General features: G+C 30.8%; 20 protein-coding genes. 7 read left to right on the forward strand and 13 right to left on the reverse strand.

The features are described 5' to 3' along the window. Positions 1-119 precede the first annotated feature (119 nt). Positions 120-1,472 (forward strand): AGE family epimerase/isomerase, encoded by a 1,353-nt coding sequence (locus BT151_RS08615; protein WP_072401392.1) that lies wholly within the window; start codon positions 120-122, stop codon positions 1,470-1,472. Here the strand turns inward: BT151_RS08615 and BT151_RS08620 are convergent. From BT151_RS08620 to BT151_RS18595, 3 genes are all read right to left on the reverse strand, one after another. Beyond that, positions 1,469-2,560, reverse strand: coding sequence for an amidohydrolase family protein (locus BT151_RS08620; RefSeq protein WP_072401393.1), 1,092 nt, complete (start codon positions 2,558-2,560; stop codon positions 1,469-1,471). The genes BT151_RS08615 and BT151_RS08620 overlap by 4 nt on opposite strands. A gap of 82 nt (positions 2,561-2,642) precedes the next feature. Beyond that, positions 2,643-3,251, reverse strand: coding sequence for a DEAD/DEAH box helicase (locus BT151_RS08625; RefSeq protein ID WP_072401394.1), 609 nt, complete (start codon positions 3,249-3,251; stop codon positions 2,643-2,645). Between the two features lie 57 nt (positions 3,252-3,308). Continuing rightward, entirely contained in the window at positions 3,309-3,446 is a 138-nt protein-coding gene (locus BT151_RS18595) for a hypothetical protein (protein WP_171946624.1), read from the reverse strand. Positions 3,447-3,738: 292 nt separating this feature from the next. Between BT151_RS18595 and BT151_RS08630 the strand changes: the two genes are divergently transcribed. After that, on the forward strand, positions 3,739-4,239 hold the full coding sequence (locus tag BT151_RS08630) for a pyridoxamine 5'-phosphate oxidase family protein (protein ID WP_072401395.1): 501 nt from the start codon (positions 3,739-3,741) through the stop codon (positions 4,237-4,239). Here BT151_RS08630 and BT151_RS08635 read toward each other — a convergent pair. The 3 genes from BT151_RS08635 to BT151_RS08645 form a co-directional block, all read right to left on the reverse strand. Continuing rightward, entirely contained in the window at positions 4,234-5,262 is a 1,029-nt protein-coding gene (locus BT151_RS08635; RefSeq protein ID WP_072401396.1) for a zinc-binding metallopeptidase family protein, read from the reverse strand. The genes BT151_RS08630 and BT151_RS08635 overlap by 6 nt on opposite strands. 101 nt (positions 5,263-5,363) lie before the next feature. Then, a complete protein-coding gene (locus tag BT151_RS08640; RefSeq protein WP_072401397.1) occupies positions 5,364-5,942 on the reverse strand; it encodes a YceI family protein in 579 nt (192 codons plus the stop codon). Between the two features lie 100 nt (positions 5,943-6,042). Continuing rightward, entirely contained in the window at positions 6,043-6,633 is a 591-nt protein-coding gene (locus tag BT151_RS08645; protein WP_072401398.1) for a Crp/Fnr family transcriptional regulator, read from the reverse strand. Between the two features lie 99 nt (positions 6,634-6,732). Here BT151_RS08645 and BT151_RS08650 point away from each other — a divergent pair, with 99 nt between their 5' ends. Continuing rightward, a complete protein-coding gene (locus BT151_RS08650; protein ID WP_072401399.1) occupies positions 6,733-7,938 on the forward strand; it encodes a multidrug effflux MFS transporter in 1,206 nt (401 codons plus the stop codon). A 7-nt stretch (positions 7,939-7,945) separates the two neighbouring features. Here the strand turns inward: BT151_RS08650 and BT151_RS08655 are convergent, their stop codons facing one another. Further along, positions 7,946-8,464 carry a DinB family protein gene (locus tag BT151_RS08655; protein WP_072401400.1) on the reverse strand — a complete coding sequence of 173 codons (519 nt, stop codon included), beginning with the start codon at positions 8,462-8,464 and terminating at the stop codon, positions 7,946-7,948. Positions 8,465-8,469: 5 nt separating this feature from the next. Then, positions 8,470-10,242: an ABC transporter ATP-binding protein gene (locus tag BT151_RS08660; RefSeq protein WP_072401401.1), complete on the reverse strand. Its 1,773-nt coding sequence runs from the start codon at positions 10,240-10,242 to the stop codon at positions 8,470-8,472. A 368-nt stretch (positions 10,243-10,610) separates the two neighbouring features. Here BT151_RS08660 and BT151_RS08665 point away from each other — a divergent pair, with 368 nt between their 5' ends. The 3 genes from BT151_RS08665 to BT151_RS08675 are packed head-to-tail and all read left to right on the forward strand — an operon-like array spanning position 10,611 to position 13,812. Further along, positions 10,611-11,225, forward strand: a complete 615-nt coding sequence (locus BT151_RS08665) for a fumarylacetoacetate hydrolase family protein (RefSeq protein ID WP_072401402.1) — start codon at positions 10,611-10,613, stop codon at positions 11,223-11,225. Next, entirely contained in the window at positions 11,225-13,141 is a 1,917-nt protein-coding gene (locus BT151_RS08670; protein WP_072401403.1) for a DUF294 nucleotidyltransferase-like domain-containing protein, read from the forward strand. Before BT151_RS08665 ends, BT151_RS08670 begins: the two co-directional genes overlap by 1 nt. Before the next feature lie 2 nt (positions 13,142-13,143). After that, positions 13,144-13,812: a 3'-5' exonuclease gene (locus BT151_RS08675; RefSeq protein WP_072401404.1), complete on the forward strand. Its 669-nt coding sequence runs from the start codon at positions 13,144-13,146 to the stop codon at positions 13,810-13,812. A 266-nt stretch (positions 13,813-14,078) separates the two neighbouring features. On the opposite strand, the gene acs is transcribed toward BT151_RS08675, so the two are convergent. The 3 genes from acs to BT151_RS08690 form a co-directional block, all read right to left on the reverse strand. Then, a complete protein-coding gene (gene acs, locus BT151_RS08680; RefSeq protein WP_072401405.1) occupies positions 14,079-15,986 on the reverse strand; it encodes an acetate--CoA ligase in 1,908 nt (635 codons plus the stop codon). A 36-nt stretch (positions 15,987-16,022) separates the two neighbouring features. Next, on the reverse strand, positions 16,023-16,379 hold the full coding sequence (locus BT151_RS08685; protein ID WP_072401406.1) for a DUF779 domain-containing protein: 357 nt from the start codon (positions 16,377-16,379) through the stop codon (positions 16,023-16,025). A 67-nt stretch (positions 16,380-16,446) separates the two neighbouring features. Beyond that, positions 16,447-17,946, reverse strand: coding sequence for an aldehyde dehydrogenase family protein (locus BT151_RS08690; protein WP_072401407.1), 1,500 nt, complete (start codon positions 17,944-17,946; stop codon positions 16,447-16,449). Between the two features lie 172 nt (positions 17,947-18,118). Here BT151_RS08690 and BT151_RS08695 point away from each other — a divergent pair, with 172 nt between their 5' ends. Next, on the forward strand, positions 18,119-19,036 hold the full coding sequence (locus tag BT151_RS08695; protein WP_072401408.1) for an AraC family transcriptional regulator: 918 nt from the start codon (positions 18,119-18,121) through the stop codon (positions 19,034-19,036). Here the strand turns inward: BT151_RS08695 and BT151_RS08700 are convergent, their stop codons facing one another. Both BT151_RS08700 and BT151_RS08705 read right to left on the reverse strand, forming a co-directional pair. Next, positions 19,037-20,758, reverse strand: coding sequence for a sodium:solute symporter family protein (locus BT151_RS08700; RefSeq protein ID WP_394333406.1), 1,722 nt, complete (start codon positions 20,756-20,758; stop codon positions 19,037-19,039). It abuts the gene before it with no gap. Then, the gene (locus tag BT151_RS08705) at positions 20,751-21,008 is read right to left on the reverse strand and encodes a DUF4212 domain-containing protein (protein WP_072401409.1); all 258 of its coding nucleotides are present in this window, start codon (positions 21,006-21,008) and stop codon (positions 20,751-20,753) included. The genes BT151_RS08700 and BT151_RS08705 overlap by 8 nt, the downstream gene beginning before the upstream one ends. Positions 21,009-21,040 lie beyond the last annotated feature (32 nt).

The following is a 21,040-nucleotide window of genomic DNA, read 5'->3' on the forward strand; positions in this document are numbered from 1 at the left end:
AAATTAGAGAATAAGAAAAATGGAGATTAGTATTATTTTGCTAATTCATTGTACTATATCTAAGAATGTCTTTAAAATTAAGATATTATTCTATCTTTATTTATTAAATAAGTAAAATTATGAATAAAGTGTTTTCGGTTTTTTGTCTGTTATCCGTAATCTTTTCAAGCTGTAAAGAAGAAGAAGAAAAAACAACTAATAACGAGCTTTTAGCAGAATTAGAAGTTGCAGCAAAAGATAATCTATTAGATAAGTGGTATCCTTTAGTTTTAGACAAGGAAGATGGTGGTTATTATAGCGATGTTACCCATGATTTTAAATTAGGTGAAAATCACAATAAAATGATTGTTACACAAGCAAGACACGTTTGGGTTAATGCAAAAGCATCTTTAATTTATAAAGACAGTACTTATCTAACATATGCCAAACATGGTTTTGAGTTTTTAAAGAATAAAATGTGGGATAGTATTAATGGTGGGTTTTATAATCTGGTTGAGAAAGATGGTGAACCTATTTTTAGTAGAGGTCAAGAAAAAACGGCATATGGAAATTCGTTTGCTATTTATGGTCTTGCTGCTTACTACGAAGCTTCACAAAATCCTGAAGCGTTAGAATATGCTAAAAAGACTTTTTATTGGTTAGAAACGCATAGCCATGATGCAGAATTAAAAGGCTATTTTCAAAATCTTAATTTAGATGGGAGCCCAATTATAAGACCAGACGATGAGCCTTCAACATCAGATATTGGTTATAAAGACCAGAATAGCTCCATTCACTTACTGGAAGCATTTACGTCTTTATATGAAGTATGGCCAGATAAATTACTAGCACAACGTTTAGAAGAACTACTATTGCTAATACGCGATACTATTGTAACAGATAAAGGGTATATGAATCTATTTTTCACAGCAGATTGGACACCCATTTCTTATAAAAACACCTCAAAAGAAAACATAAAAAGGCATTATTATTTAAACCATATATCCTTCGGACATGATATTGAAATAGCTTATTTGATGCTTGAAGCATCTCATGCTTTAGGTTTAAAAAATGATGCAATCACACTTGCAAAAGCAAAACTTTTGGTAGACCATACCATAAAAAATGGCATTGATAAAGAACTTGGTGGTTTGTACGATGGTGGTTATTATTATGAAAATGAGGACAGCCTTACTATAATTAATGATAATAAAAACTGGTGGGCACAAGCCGAAGGTTTAAATAGCCTTTTAATTATGAATGACTATTTTCCTGAAGACACATTGAATTATAAAGCACAATTTGACAACCTATGGAAATACACAAAAACCTATTTTATGGATGATGAATTTGGTGGTTGGTACGAATGGGGCATTGATAAAACACCAGAATCAAAAATGGCTTTAAAAGGTCATATTTGGAAAAGCACTTACCATAATTTTAGAGCTTTAACCAATTGTATTAAAACTCTAAAAAAAGAAAGCAGTCATTAATCTTTAGGAAACAAACTTTTATCTAAACCCGGAACAATACGTAGCGCATTTTTATAGTATACCTTTTTTAAAACATCATCTGGTAAATCTAAGCCATACATAGCCCAAAATGCGTGGTATTTTTTATGATATGGAAAATATTCATCATCACTTTCAAGTACTCTAAAATAAGTCGGAAATTCTTGTGGCACCCAACTGTCTTTGCCAAACAAAATACGGTCTTGATATTTAATAAAAAAGGCTTTTGCAAAACGTGGTTGGCGTCCTAACTCTGCTATAATAGCACCAATACCAACATTCATATTTGGCATGTCATCTAAAAGCTCGCCTAACTTCCCTAAATTATTAGCAAACCAACCCATATGTGCATTTATAAAGGTTGTGTTGGGATGTTTTTTAAACATATTATGTTGTTCTGCTATTATTTGTTCCCATGGTGCTGGATTATCGGCACCGCGTTTTCTTCTTGGATGTGTTTTAAGTTCTAACCAACGTTCATTATCACCATCAAATTCATCCCAAAACGATTTTGGATCTGCAGCATGAATTAAAACTGGAATACCTAAATCGCCACAGGTTTTCCATATTGGGTCTAGTCGTTCATCATCAATTGCTAATCTATTACCATCAACATCTTTATTATACATGCCTAGACTTTTATAAACTTTTAAGCCTTTTGCACCGCTTTTCACATCTTCTTTTAATTGATTTACTGTTTTTTCAATCCAACCTTCTGCTCCTGCTCCATCGAAATTTACATTAGCAAAAACTACAAATCTATTTGGATAATGGTCTGCTATATTTTTTACAGACTGCTGAAGTTGATCTCCAGAGCGTCCACTTAAATTCACCATAATGGCTTCGTTAAGTGTGTCCATAGCTGTAATTAAAGGTTCTAAATCTTGAGTTGGCATTTGGTATTGATGCCCATGTACATCTATAAAAGGAAACTTAGCACGTTTTATAATCTTTCCAGGAACTACGAGAGTAGATTTTGGATTGTACTCTTCAAAAGACATGTCTTGAGCCGAAACATCAAATGAAAAAAGCAAAGTAATTACAATGAAACAGATTTTTATAGAATACATAAAATAGTTGTTTAATTCATTTATAAAATAAACATCTATAATATTCTAAACCAAAATTTTATGATGGGTTTAACAACACCAACTATTGTTTTATTACTTGGGCATTGTACATAAAAGACTCTTGCCAGCGCTCAAAACGTGCATCAAATTTATCAGAAAACACTAAATATTGACACTTACCAATACTTTCTGGAGTTCTTGTAACCTCAGCAAGATTGTTGTTCCCAAATAAAAATTCGGCATCCTCAACAATACACATTTGGAGTTTATTTAAATTGATGCCGTTAAGAAAAAAGATTTTATTTAAACGCTTTGGAGTCGCAATAACAATATCTACACCATTATAAATTTCATCACGCTGTATATCAATATTATGCTCATCATAAGCACAATATACTCTTAAATCTGTACCTCTTTTAAAAGCATTAAACTCCAATTCCAAATCTAATGCTGCTTGCTTATCTTTTACAAAAATTAAAGCTCTTGGTGCATCTTCAAAAGGTGTTTTTAATTTCTGAATAACACTTATTATTATACTTGTGGTTTTTCCTGAATCTTTTGGAGCTGTAACAAATAAACTCGATCCGCCTTTTATTTTAGATAGAATTTCTTTTTGCAACGGTAAAGGGGCATCAAAACCTTTGCTTTTAAGTGAATCTTTTAAAGGTTGAATGAGTTTTTTAAATGACATATTGGAATTTTTAATAGGAATTGCAAATATAGCATTAATAATCTCTTACTAAAATTGCTAAAACACTTTAAAAACATAGCCTAATAGCCAATAAAGAATTATAAAAACAAATACAGTTCCTATACACCCACATTTTCCACCGCCAATTTTTTTTGCTCCCCAAGCGGCTCCTATTATTCTTAATAATTTTTCCATAGAAATAGTTTCTTTTTAAATAAAACTTAAACCTTTTTCAAGCAAAATAGTTGACACAACTATCTGTTTTTATTTTTAAAAATTTAAGTATTCTAAATTAATCTTTTAATTAAAACATTAGTAATAAAACATAGTTTTTAAATAACATTATAGCTTTTGTTTTAATCTTGTTTCTAAATATATTCAATTTATCTAATTTAATAACACTTTCAAATTATATGCGTCAATAAATATAGTTATCGCGTTATCTTCTTCTTTATTTTAAAAATATATTTGGTTAAAACAATATACCATGAAAAAAGAAAATATATACAATAATGAAGCTAAGGCAAAAATTAAAAAAATGGCTGAAGCTATAGATTTTGCTATGATGGCTACCAATTTAGATGAAAAGCCTTTTCATGCCATTCCTATGAGTACAAAAAAAGTAGATGATGATGGCAATATTTGGTTTCTAAGCGGGCAAGACAGCAATCATAATACTAATATAGCAAAAGACAATAAAATTATACTTATCTATTCGCACCCCAATGACATGAGTTTTTTAAAACTCTATGGAGATGCATACATAAGAACCAATAAACTTATTATTGAGGAGTTATATGGCAAAACCGATGATACATGGTTTAATGGAATAGATGATCCAAATCTTTCTGCAATTCAATTTAAACCTATTGAAGCTGAATATTGGGAGCCAAAACATAATAAAATTGTTTCTTTATTTAAAATGGGACTTGGTGCTATTACTGGAGAAGAACCTGATATTGAAGAATCTGGTAAGTTTACGCTATAAATTTTTCTTTAATAAGTTATGAATAAAACTTAGTTTTTTAAATACTAGATTTGGAACAACAAAAGGATAGATATCTGATAATCCCATAGAACGATTTAAACTATTTACTGCCGATGTTAATACGATACTCGCATCAAATATAACCTTAAAATCATCTGTTTTATAAGGATTTGGTGTTGTAGATGTATTAAATTCTTGTATTTGAGTTTGATTTTTCGAAAATGAAATTCCAATAGCATTTCCTGTTTCTAGAGTGTCCATAATATGAAGATAATGAGCCCAAGTCTCTGCCCAATCTTCCCATGGATGTGAACTAGCATATTTACTTATAAAATTTAAATTCCAATTAGCTGGAGCACCTTGATTATAATATTTTTTTAATGCCAGATTATAATCTTGTTTCTCATCACCAAAAATATTTCTAAAATCCTCTAAATCACTATCATTATTAAATAGAAGCATCCAATAATAATGTCCTATTTCATGTCTAAAATGACCTACAAGAGTTCTGTAAGGCTCTTGCATTTGTTTTCTAAGTTGTTCTCTATTTACAGAATCTGCCTCAGAAAGTAGAATAGTAATAACTCCATCTGAATGACCTGTTACCAAATTGTTTTTATTGGTATCTGATAAAAAATCAAAAGCTATAGCGTTATTATTTTTAATTTTAGATTGAAATGGCAAATTCAACTTAATAAGCTGGTAAACTAAACGATGCTTTGCAATTTCCAACTTTTTCCATTTCTTGAAATTTTCAGCATCAGACTCGTTTGGCACCTTTCTATTTAATTCACAGGCTTTACAAAACACATTGCTTTCATCGTTTTCAACTAACCAATTACAAACAGAGTACTTATGGTTATAACAAAACTTAAGGTTATTTTTATAATTAGAATTATACGTACTTGGAATAGCAAATTCATCGGTTAAAACATTGTACCCTAAAGTATTGTTGCAATTAACACATTGTGTATTCTCAAAGAATACAGTTGAAGCGCAGTTGGGACATTTAAAAACTTTCATCTTTAACAAAGATATATTATTAAATGAGCTTTTATTATCTTATTTAATTAAAAAAGGCACTCATTTCTGAGTGCCCTTTTAATACTATTAGTCATTTCTAATTAAAACTCTAAATCTGCAACTAAATCAAAATCATCATAAATAGCTTTGTCTTTTAAATTATCAAAAAAGCTAGTAGAACCGTAACGTACATCATATTTAGTTCTATCTACTTTTAAAGATGCTGTTGCTTTATTTCCGTAAATTGAAATAGTAAAATTTACAGGATTTGTTTTTCCTTTAATAGTTAAATCTCCTGTAACTGCATAAGAATTTTTACCGGTAGATTTAACATCATTAAATACTAATTTTGCTGTTGGGTATTTTTCAATTCCAAAAAAATCATCAGATTTTAAATGACCATCAAGTTGTCCTTTATACTCTCCTTCTAAATCTGTAGTATTAATAGAAGTCATATCTATTACAAACTCACCTCCTGTTAATTTATCTTTTTCAAAAATTAAAGAACCTGAATTTATAGCTATAGTTCCTTCATGAGATCCAGTTACTTTGTAACCTTTCCAAACTACTTTACTATTTTCTGCTTTAACTTCTTTTTTTTCTTTTTCAACATTTGTGAAAGAGACTGTAAGTATTGTCACAAAAGTTAATGCCGATAAATTTTTAAATGTGTTTTTCATTTTTAATATAGTTTTATTTTTTGTTTAAATTGAAGTACAAAAGTCTAAAACTATATGTGCATAAAAAATGAAGTAGTTTATTAAATGATATTAATCTAGTTTAACTTTGGTCTTCTAAAAGTAACTGGCTTTTAATTTTACTCAGGAATTCTTTAGTGATTCCTAGATAAGAGGCTAACATGTATTGAGGAATAAGCTGTTCTATTTTAGGATATTGGTTTCTAAAATACAAATATCTATCTTTTGCAGACAAACTAAAACTTCTTACTATACGTTTTTGTGAAGCTACTAATCCGCGTTCAATAATTTTTCTAAAAAAACGCTCCAGTTTTGGAATTTCTATATATAACTCTTCCATAACATCATGCGAAAACATGATTAATTCCGTTTTGTCAATACATTGTATATTATAATCTGCTGGAGTTTGAGTAATAAAACTTCCTATATCTGAAGTCCACCAATCTTGAATAGAAAACATAACTATATGTTCTTGTCCTTGATCATCTGAATGAAACGTTTTTGTACAACCAGAAATAACAAAACATTGATACTTACAAACATCGCCTTGTTGCAAAACATATTGGCCTTTTAAATACTTCCTATATAACACTTTTGATTCTAAAAATGCTTCTTCTTCAACAGTTAAAGTAACAAAGTTTTTTATGTAATTTAAAAGTGGTTGTGATTTCATTTAATGATATTTCTATGTTATCAAATTTAGTAATAATAACATTGTCTTATTAAATAGAAATAGAATTTTTACCCAATTAAATTGTTCTATTTTTGCCGCATGCAAAATAATAACACTTTTAAGTTTGAATTCGTAGCTTTAATGGCCTCTTTAATGTCTTTAGTGGCCTTATCTATAGATGCTTTATTACCAGCATTACCTGAAATTGCTGAATCTTTGGGCGTTATTAACAAAAATGATAATCAATTATTAATAACAATGATTTTTTTAGGATTAGGTTTTGGACAACTTATTTTTGGTTCTTTATCTGATAGTTTTGGGAGAAAGCCAATTGTCTATATTGGTTTTATAGTTTTTATTATTGCGAGTATAGCTTGTGTAACCACAAAAAGCTTTGAGGTTATGATTGTTGCTAGAATATTTCAAGGTATTGGTTTATCATCTCCAAGAAGCTTAACATTATCTATGATACGCGACTCTTATAGTGGTGATTATATGGCTAAAATAGTTTCTATAGTTGTTATGTTTTTTATTTTGGTTCCTGTTATTGCACCCACTTTAGGTCAATTTATAATACACTTATTTAATTGGGAAGCTATTTTCTATTTTAATTTAATATTTGGACTTTTTGTTATGATTTGGTTTTGGAAACGCCAACCAGAAACGCTGCCTAAAGAAAAACGTATTAAGTTTTCAACACATTTATTTATTGATGGTACAAAAGAATTTTTTAAGTATAAAGAGGCTATTGCTTTCACGCTTGTATCTGGTTTTATAACGGGTTCTTTTATGGTTTATCTAAGTACTTCGCAGCAAATTTTTCAAGAACAGTATAATCTCGCAGATATGTTTCCTTACATTTTTGCAAGTTTAGCAATCTCTATAGGTCTTGCTACTTTTTTTAATAGCAGATTTGTAGTAAAATATGGCATGATGAAAATTGCCTACTTTTCTTGTATTGCTTATGCAGTTATCTCTGTTTTATATGTAATTTTATTTTCATCTGGGCAAAACCCCAATATTTTTATATTACTTAGTTTTTTCGCTTTACAGTTTTTTGCTGTTGGTTTTATGTTTGGAAATTTAAGAGCTTTAGCACTGCAACCATTAGGCCATATAGCTGGAATTGGAGCTGCCATTAATGGGTTTCTTTCAACGGTTTTAGCTGTTCCTATTGCTAATTATATAGGTAGTTTTGTAAAAACTTCTGTTTTACCTCTTTTTATTGGATTTTCAATTTTTGGAATACTTTCGGTATTGGTTTTTACCATTGTTATAAGAAAAAGAGCTTATATTAATGCATAAGATGTTTTTATAAATAGCGCTCGCTAATAATGTTCATATGCCATATTTCATGACCAATTGTAGAAAATGCAGCAGAACGAGCAGACATAACATTACCACTAGATATACCTATACATTTTAAATCTTCACTAGTAAAACTTTTTAAAAGTACTATTGAACTTTGTCGTGTAACTTGGTATTCCTCTAATAAAGACGCTATGGTTTTTCTATTTGCTTTTGATGGCATGATATAATCGTTTTGTTCAAAACCAGACAAGGGTGTTTTATCCTGCCTAGCAACACGTAAACAACGGTACATAAAAATGCGTTCTGTATCAATTATATGCTGAAAAACTTCTTTAATAGTCCATTTGTCTTCAGCATATTTGTATTCTAATTTTTCCTTAGGAATTGATTTAAAAAAATCTAGCACATTATTAAAACCAACTTCAAAACCTTCAATTAAATCTAACTCTTTAGGAAGCATATTTATATACGTACTATAAAATGGATTGTATTCTTCTGTTACTAAATCTTGTCTTGTCATAATTATTAAATTTTAGCTTGATAAGTATATAAATCGTAATACCTGCCTTGTTTAGAGATTAACTCATCGTGTGTACCGCGCTCAACTATATTTCCAGCTTCAATAACTAAAATTTGATCTGCTTTTCTAATCGTACTTAAACGGTGTGCAATAACTATAGTGGTTCTATCTTTAATAAGTTCTGCTAAACTTTTTTGAATTAAAGCTTCACTTTCGGTATCTAAACTTGATGTGGCTTCATCTAAAATAATAATATTTGGATTTGCTAAAATAGCTCTTGCAATAGCTAAACGTTGACGTTGCCCTCCAGAAAGTTTCACACCTCTTTCTCCTATTAATGTTTCCAAACCATCATCAAATCTATCTGTAAATTCATTTACATAAGCAGCCTTAACAGCATTTTGTAACTCTGCTTCTGTGGCATTTGGTCTTGGGAACATAATATTTTGTTTAATTGTCCCTTCAAACAAAAATTCATCTTGTAAAACCACACCTAAATATTTACGATAACTGCTTAATTTAACTTTTGATAAATCTTGATTATCAATAGTCACCTTACCAGATTTAGGTGTTAAAAAAGTAGCAGATAAACCGGCAATGGTAGATTTACCAGAACCAGAACTCCCTACTAATGCAGTTACAGAACCTGCAGCAGCTTTAAAGTTTATGTTATGCAACACTTCTTTTCCTTCTTCATAAGAAAACGAAACATCTTCAAATTCAATATCTCCTTTAATATTGTTTAATTCAATATTTCTGTCTTCATTATCTTCTTCGGCAGTCATATTCATTAATTCTTCGGTTCTATCTAAACCTGCTAAAGCTTCCGTTAACTGACTTCCAATATTGCTCATTTGTACAATGGGTGCAATCATAAAACCTAGTATTAATGTGAAGAATAAAAAGTCTCCAGTAGTCATTTCTCCTAAAATCATATAATACCCACCAATACCCATAATACCGGTAGTTGCAACTCCAATTAAAAATGTTGAAGCACTAGTCATAAAAGCTGTGGCTGTTAAACTCTTTTTTACATTTTGATATAATTTATCAACCCCTTTTTCAAAAACAATATTTTCTTGTTCTTCAGCATTAAATGCTTTAATAACACGAACACCAGCCAAGGTTTCTGTAAGTCTTCCTGTGACTTCTGCATTAATTTTTCCTCTTGTTCTAAAAATTGGACGAATGTATTTAAAAGCTTTTAATGCAATGTATCCAAATATTGAAAGCGGCACAAACACAAAAAGCGTCATCCATGGGTTGAGTTTTATTAAAATAATTAATGACACAATAGCTGTAAACGAACCACCTACTAATTGTACTAAACCTGTACCGATAAGGTTTCTAACACCTTCAACGTCTGTCATAATTCTAGATACTAATGCCCCAGATTTAGAATTATCGAAAAAACTAATTGGTAAAGACAATACTTTTTTCTGTACTTGCGCTCGTAATTCGCTAATTAGGTATTGCGCTTGTACACTTAATATTTTTGTTAGTAAAAAAGACGTTACTGCTTGCACTGTAATGGCTGCTATAACAATGCCTATTAAATAATACAATTGTGTGTAATCTTTATTTGGTACGACATCATCTAATAACACCTTACTTTGCCATGGTAAAATTAAGCCAGACAAACTCCGTATTACTATTAAAATTAAGCCAATGAAAACTAGATTTCGCCTAGGCCAAATTATAGTTTTAAAGGCTTGAGCCATGGTTACTTTAGGTTTTGTTTTTGATTTATCTTTAGAGGATTCTTTTAGATGTTGCATATATAATTTTAATAAAATAATTGGTAAAAATAAGTATTCTGAGCAGGATTAAAGACACAAACATAAAATTAAAAGACCACTCAATATGAGTGGTCTTTTAAACTTATAAAAACATACAAATTAGTTATGTTCTTTTTGCTTTTTTAGCAAGTTTAGCAGCTTTCTTTTCTTTAGGTGTTAAAACTGCTTCTTTTTTTACATTCTTTTTTGCATCTTGTGATTTTGCCATGATTGTTTTTTTTATAAATGTAATTAATTATTTCTAACAAAATCTAATGAATTAATGTCCAAAATAAATTGTTTTATAATTAAGCTTTACACTGTTATTCATTAAATTTACTACTTAATTTTTTAATAAATCAACCTAAATGAAAATAATTGGTATTGGCAAAAACTATGTAAGCGATAAAGCAGAAATTAATACTATTAAAACTGGAGATCAATTAATTTTTTTAAAAGCAGAAAGCACTTTAGTAACTAATAATGAAGACATTATTTTTCCATCTATAACTAATGAGCTTGCTTACGAGGTAGAGTTAGTAACTAAAATTGGTAAAAAGGGAAAAGACATTACCTTAGAAAATGCAGCTTCATATATTTCTGAAATTGCCGTTGGAATTGATTACACAGCTAAAGATGTACTTGCCGCTAGTAGAGAAAATAAAGGTCCTTGGGCATTAGCAAAAGGTTTTGATGGCGCTTCTCCTATTTCTGGTTTCAAGCTAGCTTCTAATTTTTCTGATTTAAACAATATTAATTTTCATTTATTAATTAATGGCACTAAAAAACAAATTGGAAACACAAATTTTATGATTTATACTTTTAGTGAAATAATCGCTTTTGTATCAAAATATATGACTTTGGAAGTTGGTGATTTAATTTTTACTGGAACTCCTGCTTTAGGTGCTGGTCTAAATTTAAAAGGAGACCATATTCAAGCTTTTATTGAAGATGAATTAATGCTAGATTTTAAAATTATTTAATGAAAAACTCCATTGCAGAACGTGTGTGTGATTTCCTAAAAGCCTATCCACCATTCGACTTATTAAAATATGACAAACTTCTTGAAATTGCAGAAGAAGTTGTTATAATATATTTAGAAAAAGCTGATGTTTTATTTAAAGAAGGTGATTCTTTTAATGAACATTTTTATATGGTTAGAAATGGTTCTGTTAGTTTAACTCATACTCATAATGACACCCAAGAAATTGTTTCAATGAGTGATGCTGGAGATATATTTGGAGTAAGACCACTTATAGCTCAAGAAAACTACAAACTTACTGCCACAGCTCATGAAGAATCTATTGTATATGCCATACCAATAAAAGGTTTTCAATTAGCTGTAGAAAATAATTCTAAAGTTTATAAATACTTAGTTACTGCTTTTGCTACCAATGCTTACGATCCATATACCACAAAAGAGAACAACGAAATTTTTGTTGACTACCTTCCAAATAACTCACATGATATAGTCAATTTTCAAACCGCAAATTACACTAAAAACCCAGTGACTTGTAGTGAGAAAACATCGTTGCGTGATGCTGCTATAAAAATGAGTGTTCTTAAAATTGGATGTATTATTGTTATAGACCAAGAAAAAAAACCTGTAGGGATTATTACAAATAGTGATATTAAAAACAAAATAGCAACAGGAAAATATCCTATAGAAACTGCTGTAACTAACATTATGAGTTCGCCTGTTATTACAAATAAAAAAGACTTAACAGTTGCAGATGGACAGTTGCAAATGATAAAACATAATATTGGGCATTTATGTATTACAAAAGATGGCACAATAAATTCAAAACTTATTGGCGTATTATCACACCACGATGTTTTGGTGACTTTAGGTAATAATCCATCGGTAATATTAAAAGAAATAAATCGTGCTACCCGAACAAAAAAATTACGAACAGCCCGCCTAAAAGCAAATACACTGCTAAAAAATTATTTAGAACAAAACATTCCGCTTTCACACATTATAAAAATAATTTCTCAAATTAATGATGCTGTTACCTTTCAAGCAATAGAAATTGCTTTACTAAAAATGCCTACGCCTCCACCTGTTAAATTTTCATGGTTGGCCTTAGGCAGTCAAGGTAGAAAAGAGCAATTACTTTATACAGACCAAGATAATGCGCTTGTTTTTGAGGATGTTCCTAAAGAAAAATATCAAGAAACTCAAGCCTACTTTATAGAATTGGCTAAATATGTTACCAAGTCTTTAAATAAAATAGGTTTTGAATATTGTGAAGCCGATATGATGGCAAGTAACCCAGAATGGTGTAAATCTCTTACCGAATGGAAAAATCAATTTAAAAATTGGATTTTAAAACCAGATGAAAAAGCCATATTACTTTCTTCCATATTTTTTGATTATTCTAGAATTTATGGTGATGAAGAATTAGTTGATGAGTTATCTAATACTATATATAAAACATTAGAAGAAACATCATTATTTTTTAAATTCTTGGGTCGTGATGCTATTAAAAGTCCGTCGCCATTAGGCTTTTTTAAACAGTTTTTAGTTGAAGAAAATGGAGACCAAAAAGACCTTTTCAATATTAAAAGTAGAGGATTAATGCCCTTAATCGACTCAGCACGTTTGCTTATATTAAGTAAGCAAATTAAAGGCGTAAACAACACTTACGAACGTTTCGAAAAGCTGGCAGAATTAGAACCCAATAATAAAGAGCTTTACAATTCATGTTCTTATGCATTTAAGGCGCTTTCAAAATTTAAAACAAAACAAGGTTTACTTCATAACAATTCTGGGAAATTTATAGAATTAGAAACTTTAACTAAAGAAGAAAAATTAAAACTAAAGCGTTGTTTTAAGCCTATTCATGAAATTCAAGAAACACTAAAATTTCGGTTCGATTTAAAAAACTTTATATAAAAATGGCTTTTAAATGGTTTCATAAAGAGAAAACAAAAGACTATCCAGATTTTTGGTTAGCGTATCTCGATGCTTTTAACACAAAGAAAAAAGAAAGTGTAGAAAGCACAAGATTTGTAGCTTTTGATACTGAAACTACAGGTTTTGACAGAAAAAAAGATAGAGTTTTATCTATTGGTGCAGTGGCGTTTGTTGGAAAATCTATTGAAGTAAATAAAAGTTTTGAAATCTATGTAGAACAAGATATTTTCAAAGGAGAAACCGTAAAAATACATGGTTTAATGAAAAAAGGTTCTGAAGAAAAAATCACAGAATTAGAAGCTATAAAAGCCTTTTTACTTTATATAAAAGATGCTATTTTAGTAGCACACCATGCTAGTTTTGATAGAAACATGGTAAATGAAATGCTGTTAAGACATGGTTTAGATAAATTAAAAAATGAATTTATTGATACTGGAGTTTTGTTTAATAAATCTAAACATGTTATTTATAAAGAAAGCTTACAAGAACATTACTCACTTGACGATTTATGTAAAGAACTAAACGTACCTAAAATAGATAGGCACACAGCTAGCGGAGATGCGCTAATTACTGCCTTTGTATTTTTGAAAATATTATCGCGTTTAGATAAACGAAAACACTTAGAATGGGGTTATTTGTTGAGTAGGTAAAAGTTTATCCAACACTTTTTGTCATCTCGAAATTAGGCAAGATTGAGACATCGTATTGCTATGTTTCAAATTATGTGATTTCCCCTAAAGGCGAAATAACTAGTATTTGAAAATTATAACATTACATCACAAATAAAAAAAAATCATAATATACTCAAAATCAAAAAAATAAACAGTTATAAACAAAAAAAACGCAATCAAAATGATTGCGTTTAACATTAAGTAGTGAATACTTTATAATTTCGTTGCTGTTATTAAAATCAAGTTCACAAAGCATTATCCATAATATCCTGCACCACTTCTGGGTTTAAAAGTGTACTCGTATCACCTAAATTACTAGTTTCTTTACAAGCAATTTTGCGCAAAATACGACGCATGATTTTTCCTGAACGTGTTTTTGGTAAGCCACTTGTAAATTGAATTTTGTCCAACTTAGCAATAGGTCCTATTTGTTCTGTAATAAGTTGATTTATCTCTTTACGTAAGTTATTATGATCTCTAGTTTCTCCTACGTCTTTTAAAATCACATAACCGTACAATGCATTTCCTTTAATATCATGTGGAAAACCTACTATGGCAGATTCTGCAACAGCTGGATGCTCGTTAATAGCATCTTCAATTGGTGCAGTACCAAGATTATGTCCTGAAACAATAATAACATCATCTACACGTCCCGTAATTCTGTAATATCCAACTTCGTCGCGTAACGCACCATCACCTGTGAAATATTTATCTTTAAAAGCTGAAAAATAAGTTTCTTTATAACGTTGATGATTTCCCCAAATAGTTCGAGCCATACTTGGCCAAGGAAATTTAATACACAAACGCCCATCAACTTGATTCCCTTTAATTTCTTTTCCGTTTTCATCCATCAATGCAGGTTGAATACCAATAAAAGGTAATGTTGCATAGGTAGGTTTTGTTGGTGTTACAAAAGGAATAGGCGTAATCATTATACCACCGGTTTCGGTTTGCCACCAAGTATCTACAATTGGTGCTTTTTTCTTTCCAACGTTATCATCATACCAATGCCATGCTTCTTCATTAATTGGTTCTCCAACAGTACCAAGTACTTTTAGAGAAGATAAATCGTATTTTTCTAAATGACCAACACCTTCTTTTGCTAATGCACGAATAGCTGTTGGTGCAGTATAAAACTGGGTGACTTTATGCTTTTCTACAATCTCCCAAAAACGTCCAAAATCCGGATAACTTGGCACACCTTCAAACATCACTGAGGTTGCTCCGTTTGCTAACGGACCGTAAACAATATAACTATGTCCCGTGATCCAACCAATGTCTGCAGTACACCAATACACATCATTTTCTGTATATTGGAATACATTTTTAAAAGTATATGCGGTATAAACCATATAACCACCTGTGGTATGAACCATGCCTTTTGGTTTTCCAGTAGAACCTGATGTATATAGAATAAACAAAGGATCTTCTGCATCCATAATTTCTGCTTTACAGTCGTCTGAAGCCGCATCTAAAAGTGGTTGTAACCATAGGTCGCGACCTTCTTTCATTGGGATATCTGAATGAATTCTTTTTGCCACTAAAACAGAATTTACTCCTGGACAATCTTCTAAAGCATCATCTACAATACCTTTTAAATCTATGGTTTTAGAACCTCTAAATGATCCATCACTTGCGATTACCATTTTGCAATCGCTATCATTTATTCTTGTTGCTAATGCGGTTGATGAAAATCCTGCAAAAACTACAGAATGTATTGCCCCTATTCTTGCACAAGCTAGGACAGATATAGCTAATTCTGGAATCATTGGTAAATAAATACAAACTCGATCACCTTTTTGTATGCCTTTATCTTTTAAAACATTGGCAAACTTATTTACACGTTTGTGTAGTTGTTTATATGTAATATGTTCTGCTGGTTCCGAAGAATCGTTTGGTTCAAATAAAATAGCTGTTTTATCACCTCGGGTTGATAAATGTCTATCAATACAATTTTCGGTAATATTTAATTTAGCGCCCTCAAACCACTTAACTTCTGGCTTGTTAAAATCCCAGCTTAAAACATTATCCCATTTTTTTCGCCACATAAAATGCTCTTCTGCGACTTCTTCCCAAAAATTTTCTGGTTCTCTTATTGATTTTCTATAAACTTGGTAGTATTCTTCTAAGTGTTTTATGTGGTAATTACTCATTTGTTGGGTTTAATAATAGGTAGCAATTTAGCAATTCTATTTTGTTTTAAAAAATGTAGCTTCTTCTTCTGTTAATAATCTTGAATGAATTAAAAAACGGAGTCCTAATGGTATTTCTAATGAAAAACTTGCTCCTCTTCCTTTAGTTATATCTACTGTTAAATGGGTGTGTTTCCAATATTCAAATTGGTCTTGATTCATATAAAATGGAACGCCTTCAATTTTGCCTAAAAGGATATCGCTTGCATCTAAATACATATCGCCTTTTTCAAAAATCATGGGTGCAGAACCATCACAACAACCTCCACTTTGATGAAAAATTAGATCGCCATGTTTTAATTGTAATTGTTTTACAATTTCTGCTGCTTCTTTTGTTATGGTCACTCTTTCCATACTTTAAATTTATAAAAAAGGCTGAACATATAATGTATTCAGCCTTAATAATTACTATTAATTAATTCTAAAAGAACCCTAATTTATTCTTATCGTAAGAGATTAGCATATTTTTAGTTTGACGGTAATGATTCATCATCATTAAATGATTTTCACGACCAAAACCAGATTTTTTATAACCTCCAAATGGTGCATGAGCTGGATAAGCATGATAACAATTTACCCAAACACGACCGGCTTTAATGGCTCTTGGTATTTGATATAATTGATGTGCATCACGAGTCCAAACACCAGCACCTAAACCGTAAAGTGTATCATTAGCAATTTCTAAAGCTTCCGCTTCATCTTTAAATTTGGTAACACATGCTACAGGTCCAAAAATTTCCTCTTGAAATACTCGCATTTTATTATGACCTTCTAAAAGTGTTGGCTTAATATAAAAGCCGTTTGCTAAATTGCCACTTAACTTATTGGCTTCACCTCCTGCTAAAACTTTAGCGCCTTCTTCTTTACCAATTTTAAAATACGATTGTATTTTTTCGTATTGATCGTTCGAAGCTTGCGCACCAACCATGGTATTTATATCATATGGATTATCTTGAATAATCCCATTTGTTCGTGCTATTACACGCTCCATAAATTTGTCATAAATATCCTCCTGAACTAAAATTCTTGAAGGACATGTACAGACTTCACCTTGGTTAAATGCAAATAAAACAGCACCTTCAATAGCTTTATCTAAAAAAGCATCATCATGATCCATCACACTATTAAAGAAAATATTTGGCGATTTACCACCAAGTTCCATAGTGACAGGATTCAGGTTTTTTGACGCATATTGCATAATTAACTGTCCTGTTGTGGTTTCTCCTGTAAAAGCAACTTTATCTACTTTAGAGCTAGATGCTAAAGGTTTACCTGCTTCAGGTCCAAAACCATGAATTATATTTACAACTCCAGGAGGAAAAACATCTGCAATTTTTTCCATTAATAATGTCGCTGAAGATGGTGTTTGTTCTGCCGGTTTTAAAACCACACAATTTCCTGTAGCAAGAGCTGGTGGCATTTTCCATGATAACATTAATAATGGGAAATTCCATGGTATAATTTGGCCAACAACACCAAGTGGCTCTTTAATGTTCATAGACAAAGTCATTTCATCAAGCTCTGTTGCACTACCTTCTTCTGCTCGAATACATGCTGCAAAATAACGCCAATGGTCTACACATAAAGGAATATCTGCATTAAGTGTTTCTCGTATTGGTTTCCCATTATCGCAAGTTTCTACTAATGCAAATTCTTCTAAATTAGCTTCAATAATATCTGCTACTTTATTTAAAAGCTTTGCGCGTTCTGTAGCCGATGTATTTCCCCATGCTTCTTTTGCAGCATTTGCAGCATCAACAGCTAATTCTACATCTTCTTTTTGTGAACGTGGATACTTTGCAATTAAGCTATTATCTATTGGTGATGTATTTTCAAAATATTCACCTCCTATGGGAGCAACAAATTTTCCATTAATAAAATTTGAATATTTTTCTTTAAATTTTGGTTTTGAATAACTCATACCTGCTTAAGTTTAATTGTTAATTAATTATTTTTTTACTTAATAAATTACTTAAAATATAATTTTTATAAAGTTATTTTATCAAATCCTAATTAAGTTGAACATATTTACTATATTCTTGCACATATCTCTTATATAAGATTTTAAATAATATTTTTTTGTAATATTGATTATGAATCAGTTATTAAATCACCATAAGAATCATAGAAAGCTTACTACTTTAGTTGAAAACAGAACAACTTATAGTGCAGAATATGCCGAGTTAAATATTTATGAAACTCATGCTTTTGCTGAAAAGGTGTCTTTGGTTTTTGATTTTCCAATTATAGCGAGTATGCTTACTGGAAAAAAAGTGATGCATATTGATGGGATTCCTTCTTTTGAATTCTTTCCAGGTGAATCCGTTGTTATGCCCACCCAAAAAGAAATGGTTATAGATTTTCCTTTGGCTACTGAAAACACACCAACACAATGCTTAGCTTTAGGTATTGATGCTACAAAAATTCAAGAAGTGGTTCAAAATTTTAATAGAATAGTGGCTATTGAAAATGAAAATAACAACTGGGATTTAGATGCAAATGCATCTCATTTAATTAACAATACAGATGTTAATCACTTAGTAGAACGTTTAACATACACCTTTACTAACAATAATAAATCTAAGGATGTTTTACTAGATTTAATGATACAAGAACTTATTGTTAGACTACTACAGACTAAAGCAAAGTCTCTAATTCTTAGTAATGAAAACCATATTTTTAGCGATACCAGAATAGGAACTGTTATTAAGTATATAAAAGATAATTTAACCAATAAGGATATTACTGTAGATATACTTGCTAAGAAAGCTTACATGAGTTCTTCTCATTTCCATAAGCAGTTTAAAAATACACTAGGCATCTCTCCTATTGATTATATTAATTCTGAAAAAATTAAATTTTCTAAAAAATTAATTAAAGAGACCAAAAACTTAAGAATGTCTGAAATTGCTTTTAAATCTGGATTTAATAACACGAGTTATTTTAACAGACAATTTAAAAAGATGGAGTTAATGACGCCCCAGCAATTTAAAGTGTCTGTTACTAAATAATTAATGGTCTGTTGCTTCTCCAGCACCACTTGGTATTCTTATATTTTCAACTATTTCTTGCACCTCTTGCGGAGGTTCTGGAGTAAATCTCATGATAATTACAGAAACTATAAAGTTTAAAATCATAGCTATTGTTCCAAATCCTTCTGGAGATATTCCAAACCACCAATCGGCCTTTTCTCCGCCACCAAACCAGCCAAATTTAAATTTAAGCATGTAAAATAACATCGTACAAATACCTACTATCATACCTGCTATAGCTCCTTCTTTATTCATTTTTTTATAGAAAATACCTAAAATAATGGCAGGAAAAAATGAAGCTGCTGCTAAACCAAAAGCTAAAGCAACAGTTGCGGCGACAAACCCTGGAGGATTAATTCCAAAATATCCAGCAACACAAACAGCTACAACTGCAGATAAACGTGCTGCAATTAATTCACCTTTTTCAGAAATCTTAGGATTTATCATTTTCTTGATTAAATCGTGAGAAACAGAAGAAGAAATCACCAATAACAATCCTGCTGCTGTAGATAATGCTGCTGCTAATGCTCCTGCAGCTACCAAAGCAATAACCCAATCTGGTAATTGTGCTATTTCTGGATTTGCCAAAACCATAATATCGTTATCTACAACGAGTTCATTTTTATCTTTATCGGCTACATATTGAATAAGTCCGTCGTTATTTTTATCATTAAAAGTAATTAAGCCTGTAGTTTCCCATTTTTTAAACCACTCTGGAACACCTGCATATGGTTTATTTGAAACGGTTTCAATTAAATTTGTTCTTGCAAAAACTGAAACTGCTGGTGCTGTTGTGTATAAAATAACAATAAGTAACAATGCTAATCCTGCCGATTTACGTGCATCTTTTACACGTTTTACTGTAAAGAAACGTACAATAACATGTGGTAAACCTGCCGTTCCTACCATTAATGCTAAAGTAATTGCAAAAACATCAATCATAGATTTTGAGCCTTCTGTATATTCAGCAAAACCAAGATCTGTACTTAATCCATCTAATTTATCTAATAAATAAGTTCCAGAACCATCAGATAAAGTACTTCCAAATCCTAATTGTGGAATTGGATTTCCCGTCATCTGAATAGATATAAAAATAGCAGGTACCATAAAAGCAAAAATCAATACACAATATTGAGCTACTTGTGTATAGGTAATACCTTTCATACCACCAAGAACCGCATAAAATAGCACGATTATCATACCTATAATAACACCCGTATTAATATCAACTTCTAAGAAACGTGAAAATACTAATCCTACACCTCGCATTTGTCCTGCAACATATGTAAACGATACTATAAGAGCACAAAACACACCTACTAAACGTGCCGTTTTGGAATAATAGCGATCTCCAATAAAATCGGGTACTGTAAACTTTCCAAACTTACGCAAATAAGGCGCAAGTAATAAAGCTAAAAGCACATAACCACCAGTCCAACCCATTAAATATACAGCTCCATCATATCCTGCAAACGAAATAATTCCTGCCATAGATATAAATGATGCAGCACTCATCCAATCGGCTGCTGTTGCCATACCATTGGCTAATGGAGACACACCTCCACCAGCAACATAAAACTCTTTTGTTGAGCCTGCTCTGGACCAAATGGCAATTCCTATATATATTGTAAATGTAATTCCTACTAAAATGTATGTCCAGTTTTGGACTCCTAATGACTCAACTAAAAACATACTATTCATCATATCCATATTTTTTATCAAGTTTATTCATAAGGCGAACGTATACAAAAATAAGCACCACAAACACATACATGGATCCCTGTTGTGCAAACCAGAAGCCTAGTTTAAAACCTCCTACTTTTACTTGATTAAGAGTGTCTTTAAATAATATCCCGGCACCATACGAGACCAAAAACCAAATTGCTAATAGTATGAGAACATACCTTATGTTTTCTTTCCAATAGGCCTTTGCCTTTTCTTGATTTGTCATATTCAATATTGTTAATTTGCTACTAATATATA

Source organism: Flaviramulus basaltis (assembly GCF_900114265.1).
GTDB lineage: Bacteria > Bacteroidota > Bacteroidia > Flavobacteriales > Flavobacteriaceae > Flaviramulus > Flaviramulus basaltis.

Excerpts from the sequence above, each read along its gene's own strand:
- BT151_RS08615 (WP_072401392.1), top strand. The coding sequence starts at position 120 with ATGAATAAAGTGTTTTCGGTTTTTTGTCTGTTATCCGTAATCTTTTCA.
- BT151_RS08620 (WP_072401393.1), bottom strand. The coding sequence starts at position 2,560 with ATGTATTCTATAAAAATCTGTTTCATTGTAATTACTTTGCTTTTTTCA.
- BT151_RS08625 (WP_072401394.1), bottom strand. The coding sequence starts at position 3,251 with ATGTCATTTAAAAAACTCATTCAACCTTTAAAAGATTCACTTAAAAGC.
- BT151_RS18595 (WP_171946624.1), bottom strand. The coding sequence starts at position 3,446 with ATGGAAAAATTATTAAGAATAATAGGAGCCGCTTGGGGAGCAAAAAAA.
- BT151_RS08630 (WP_072401395.1), top strand. The coding sequence starts at position 3,739 with ATGAAAAAAGAAAATATATACAATAATGAAGCTAAGGCAAAAATTAAA.
- BT151_RS08635 (WP_072401396.1), bottom strand. The coding sequence starts at position 5,262 with ATGAAAGTTTTTAAATGTCCCAACTGCGCTTCAACTGTATTCTTTGAG.
- BT151_RS08640 (WP_072401397.1), bottom strand. The coding sequence starts at position 5,942 with ATGAAAAACACATTTAAAAATTTATCGGCATTAACTTTTGTGACAATA.
- BT151_RS08645 (WP_072401398.1), bottom strand. The coding sequence starts at position 6,633 with ATGAAATCACAACCACTTTTAAATTACATAAAAAACTTTGTTACTTTA.
- BT151_RS08650 (WP_072401399.1), top strand. The coding sequence starts at position 6,733 with ATGCAAAATAATAACACTTTTAAGTTTGAATTCGTAGCTTTAATGGCC.
- BT151_RS08655 (WP_072401400.1), bottom strand. The coding sequence starts at position 8,464 with ATGACAAGACAAGATTTAGTAACAGAAGAATACAATCCATTTTATAGT.
- BT151_RS08660 (WP_072401401.1), bottom strand. The coding sequence starts at position 10,242 with ATGCAACATCTAAAAGAATCCTCTAAAGATAAATCAAAAACAAAACCT.
- BT151_RS08665 (WP_072401402.1), top strand. The coding sequence starts at position 10,611 with ATGAAAATAATTGGTATTGGCAAAAACTATGTAAGCGATAAAGCAGAA.
- BT151_RS08670 (WP_072401403.1), top strand. The coding sequence starts at position 11,225 with ATGAAAAACTCCATTGCAGAACGTGTGTGTGATTTCCTAAAAGCCTAT.
- BT151_RS08675 (WP_072401404.1), top strand. The coding sequence starts at position 13,144 with ATGGCTTTTAAATGGTTTCATAAAGAGAAAACAAAAGACTATCCAGAT.
- acs (WP_072401405.1), bottom strand. The coding sequence starts at position 15,986 with ATGAGTAATTACCACATAAAACACTTAGAAGAATACTACCAAGTTTAT.
- BT151_RS08685 (WP_072401406.1), bottom strand. The coding sequence starts at position 16,379 with ATGGAAAGAGTGACCATAACAAAAGAAGCAGCAGAAATTGTAAAACAA.
- BT151_RS08690 (WP_072401407.1), bottom strand. The coding sequence starts at position 17,946 with ATGAGTTATTCAAAACCAAAATTTAAAGAAAAATATTCAAATTTTATT.
- BT151_RS08695 (WP_072401408.1), top strand. The coding sequence starts at position 18,119 with ATGAATCAGTTATTAAATCACCATAAGAATCATAGAAAGCTTACTACT.
- BT151_RS08700 (WP_394333406.1), bottom strand. The coding sequence starts at position 20,758 with ATGAATAGTATGTTTTTAGTTGAGTCATTAGGAGTCCAAAACTGGACA.
- BT151_RS08705 (WP_072401409.1), bottom strand. The coding sequence starts at position 21,008 with ATGACAAATCAAGAAAAGGCAAAGGCCTATTGGAAAGAAAACATAAGG.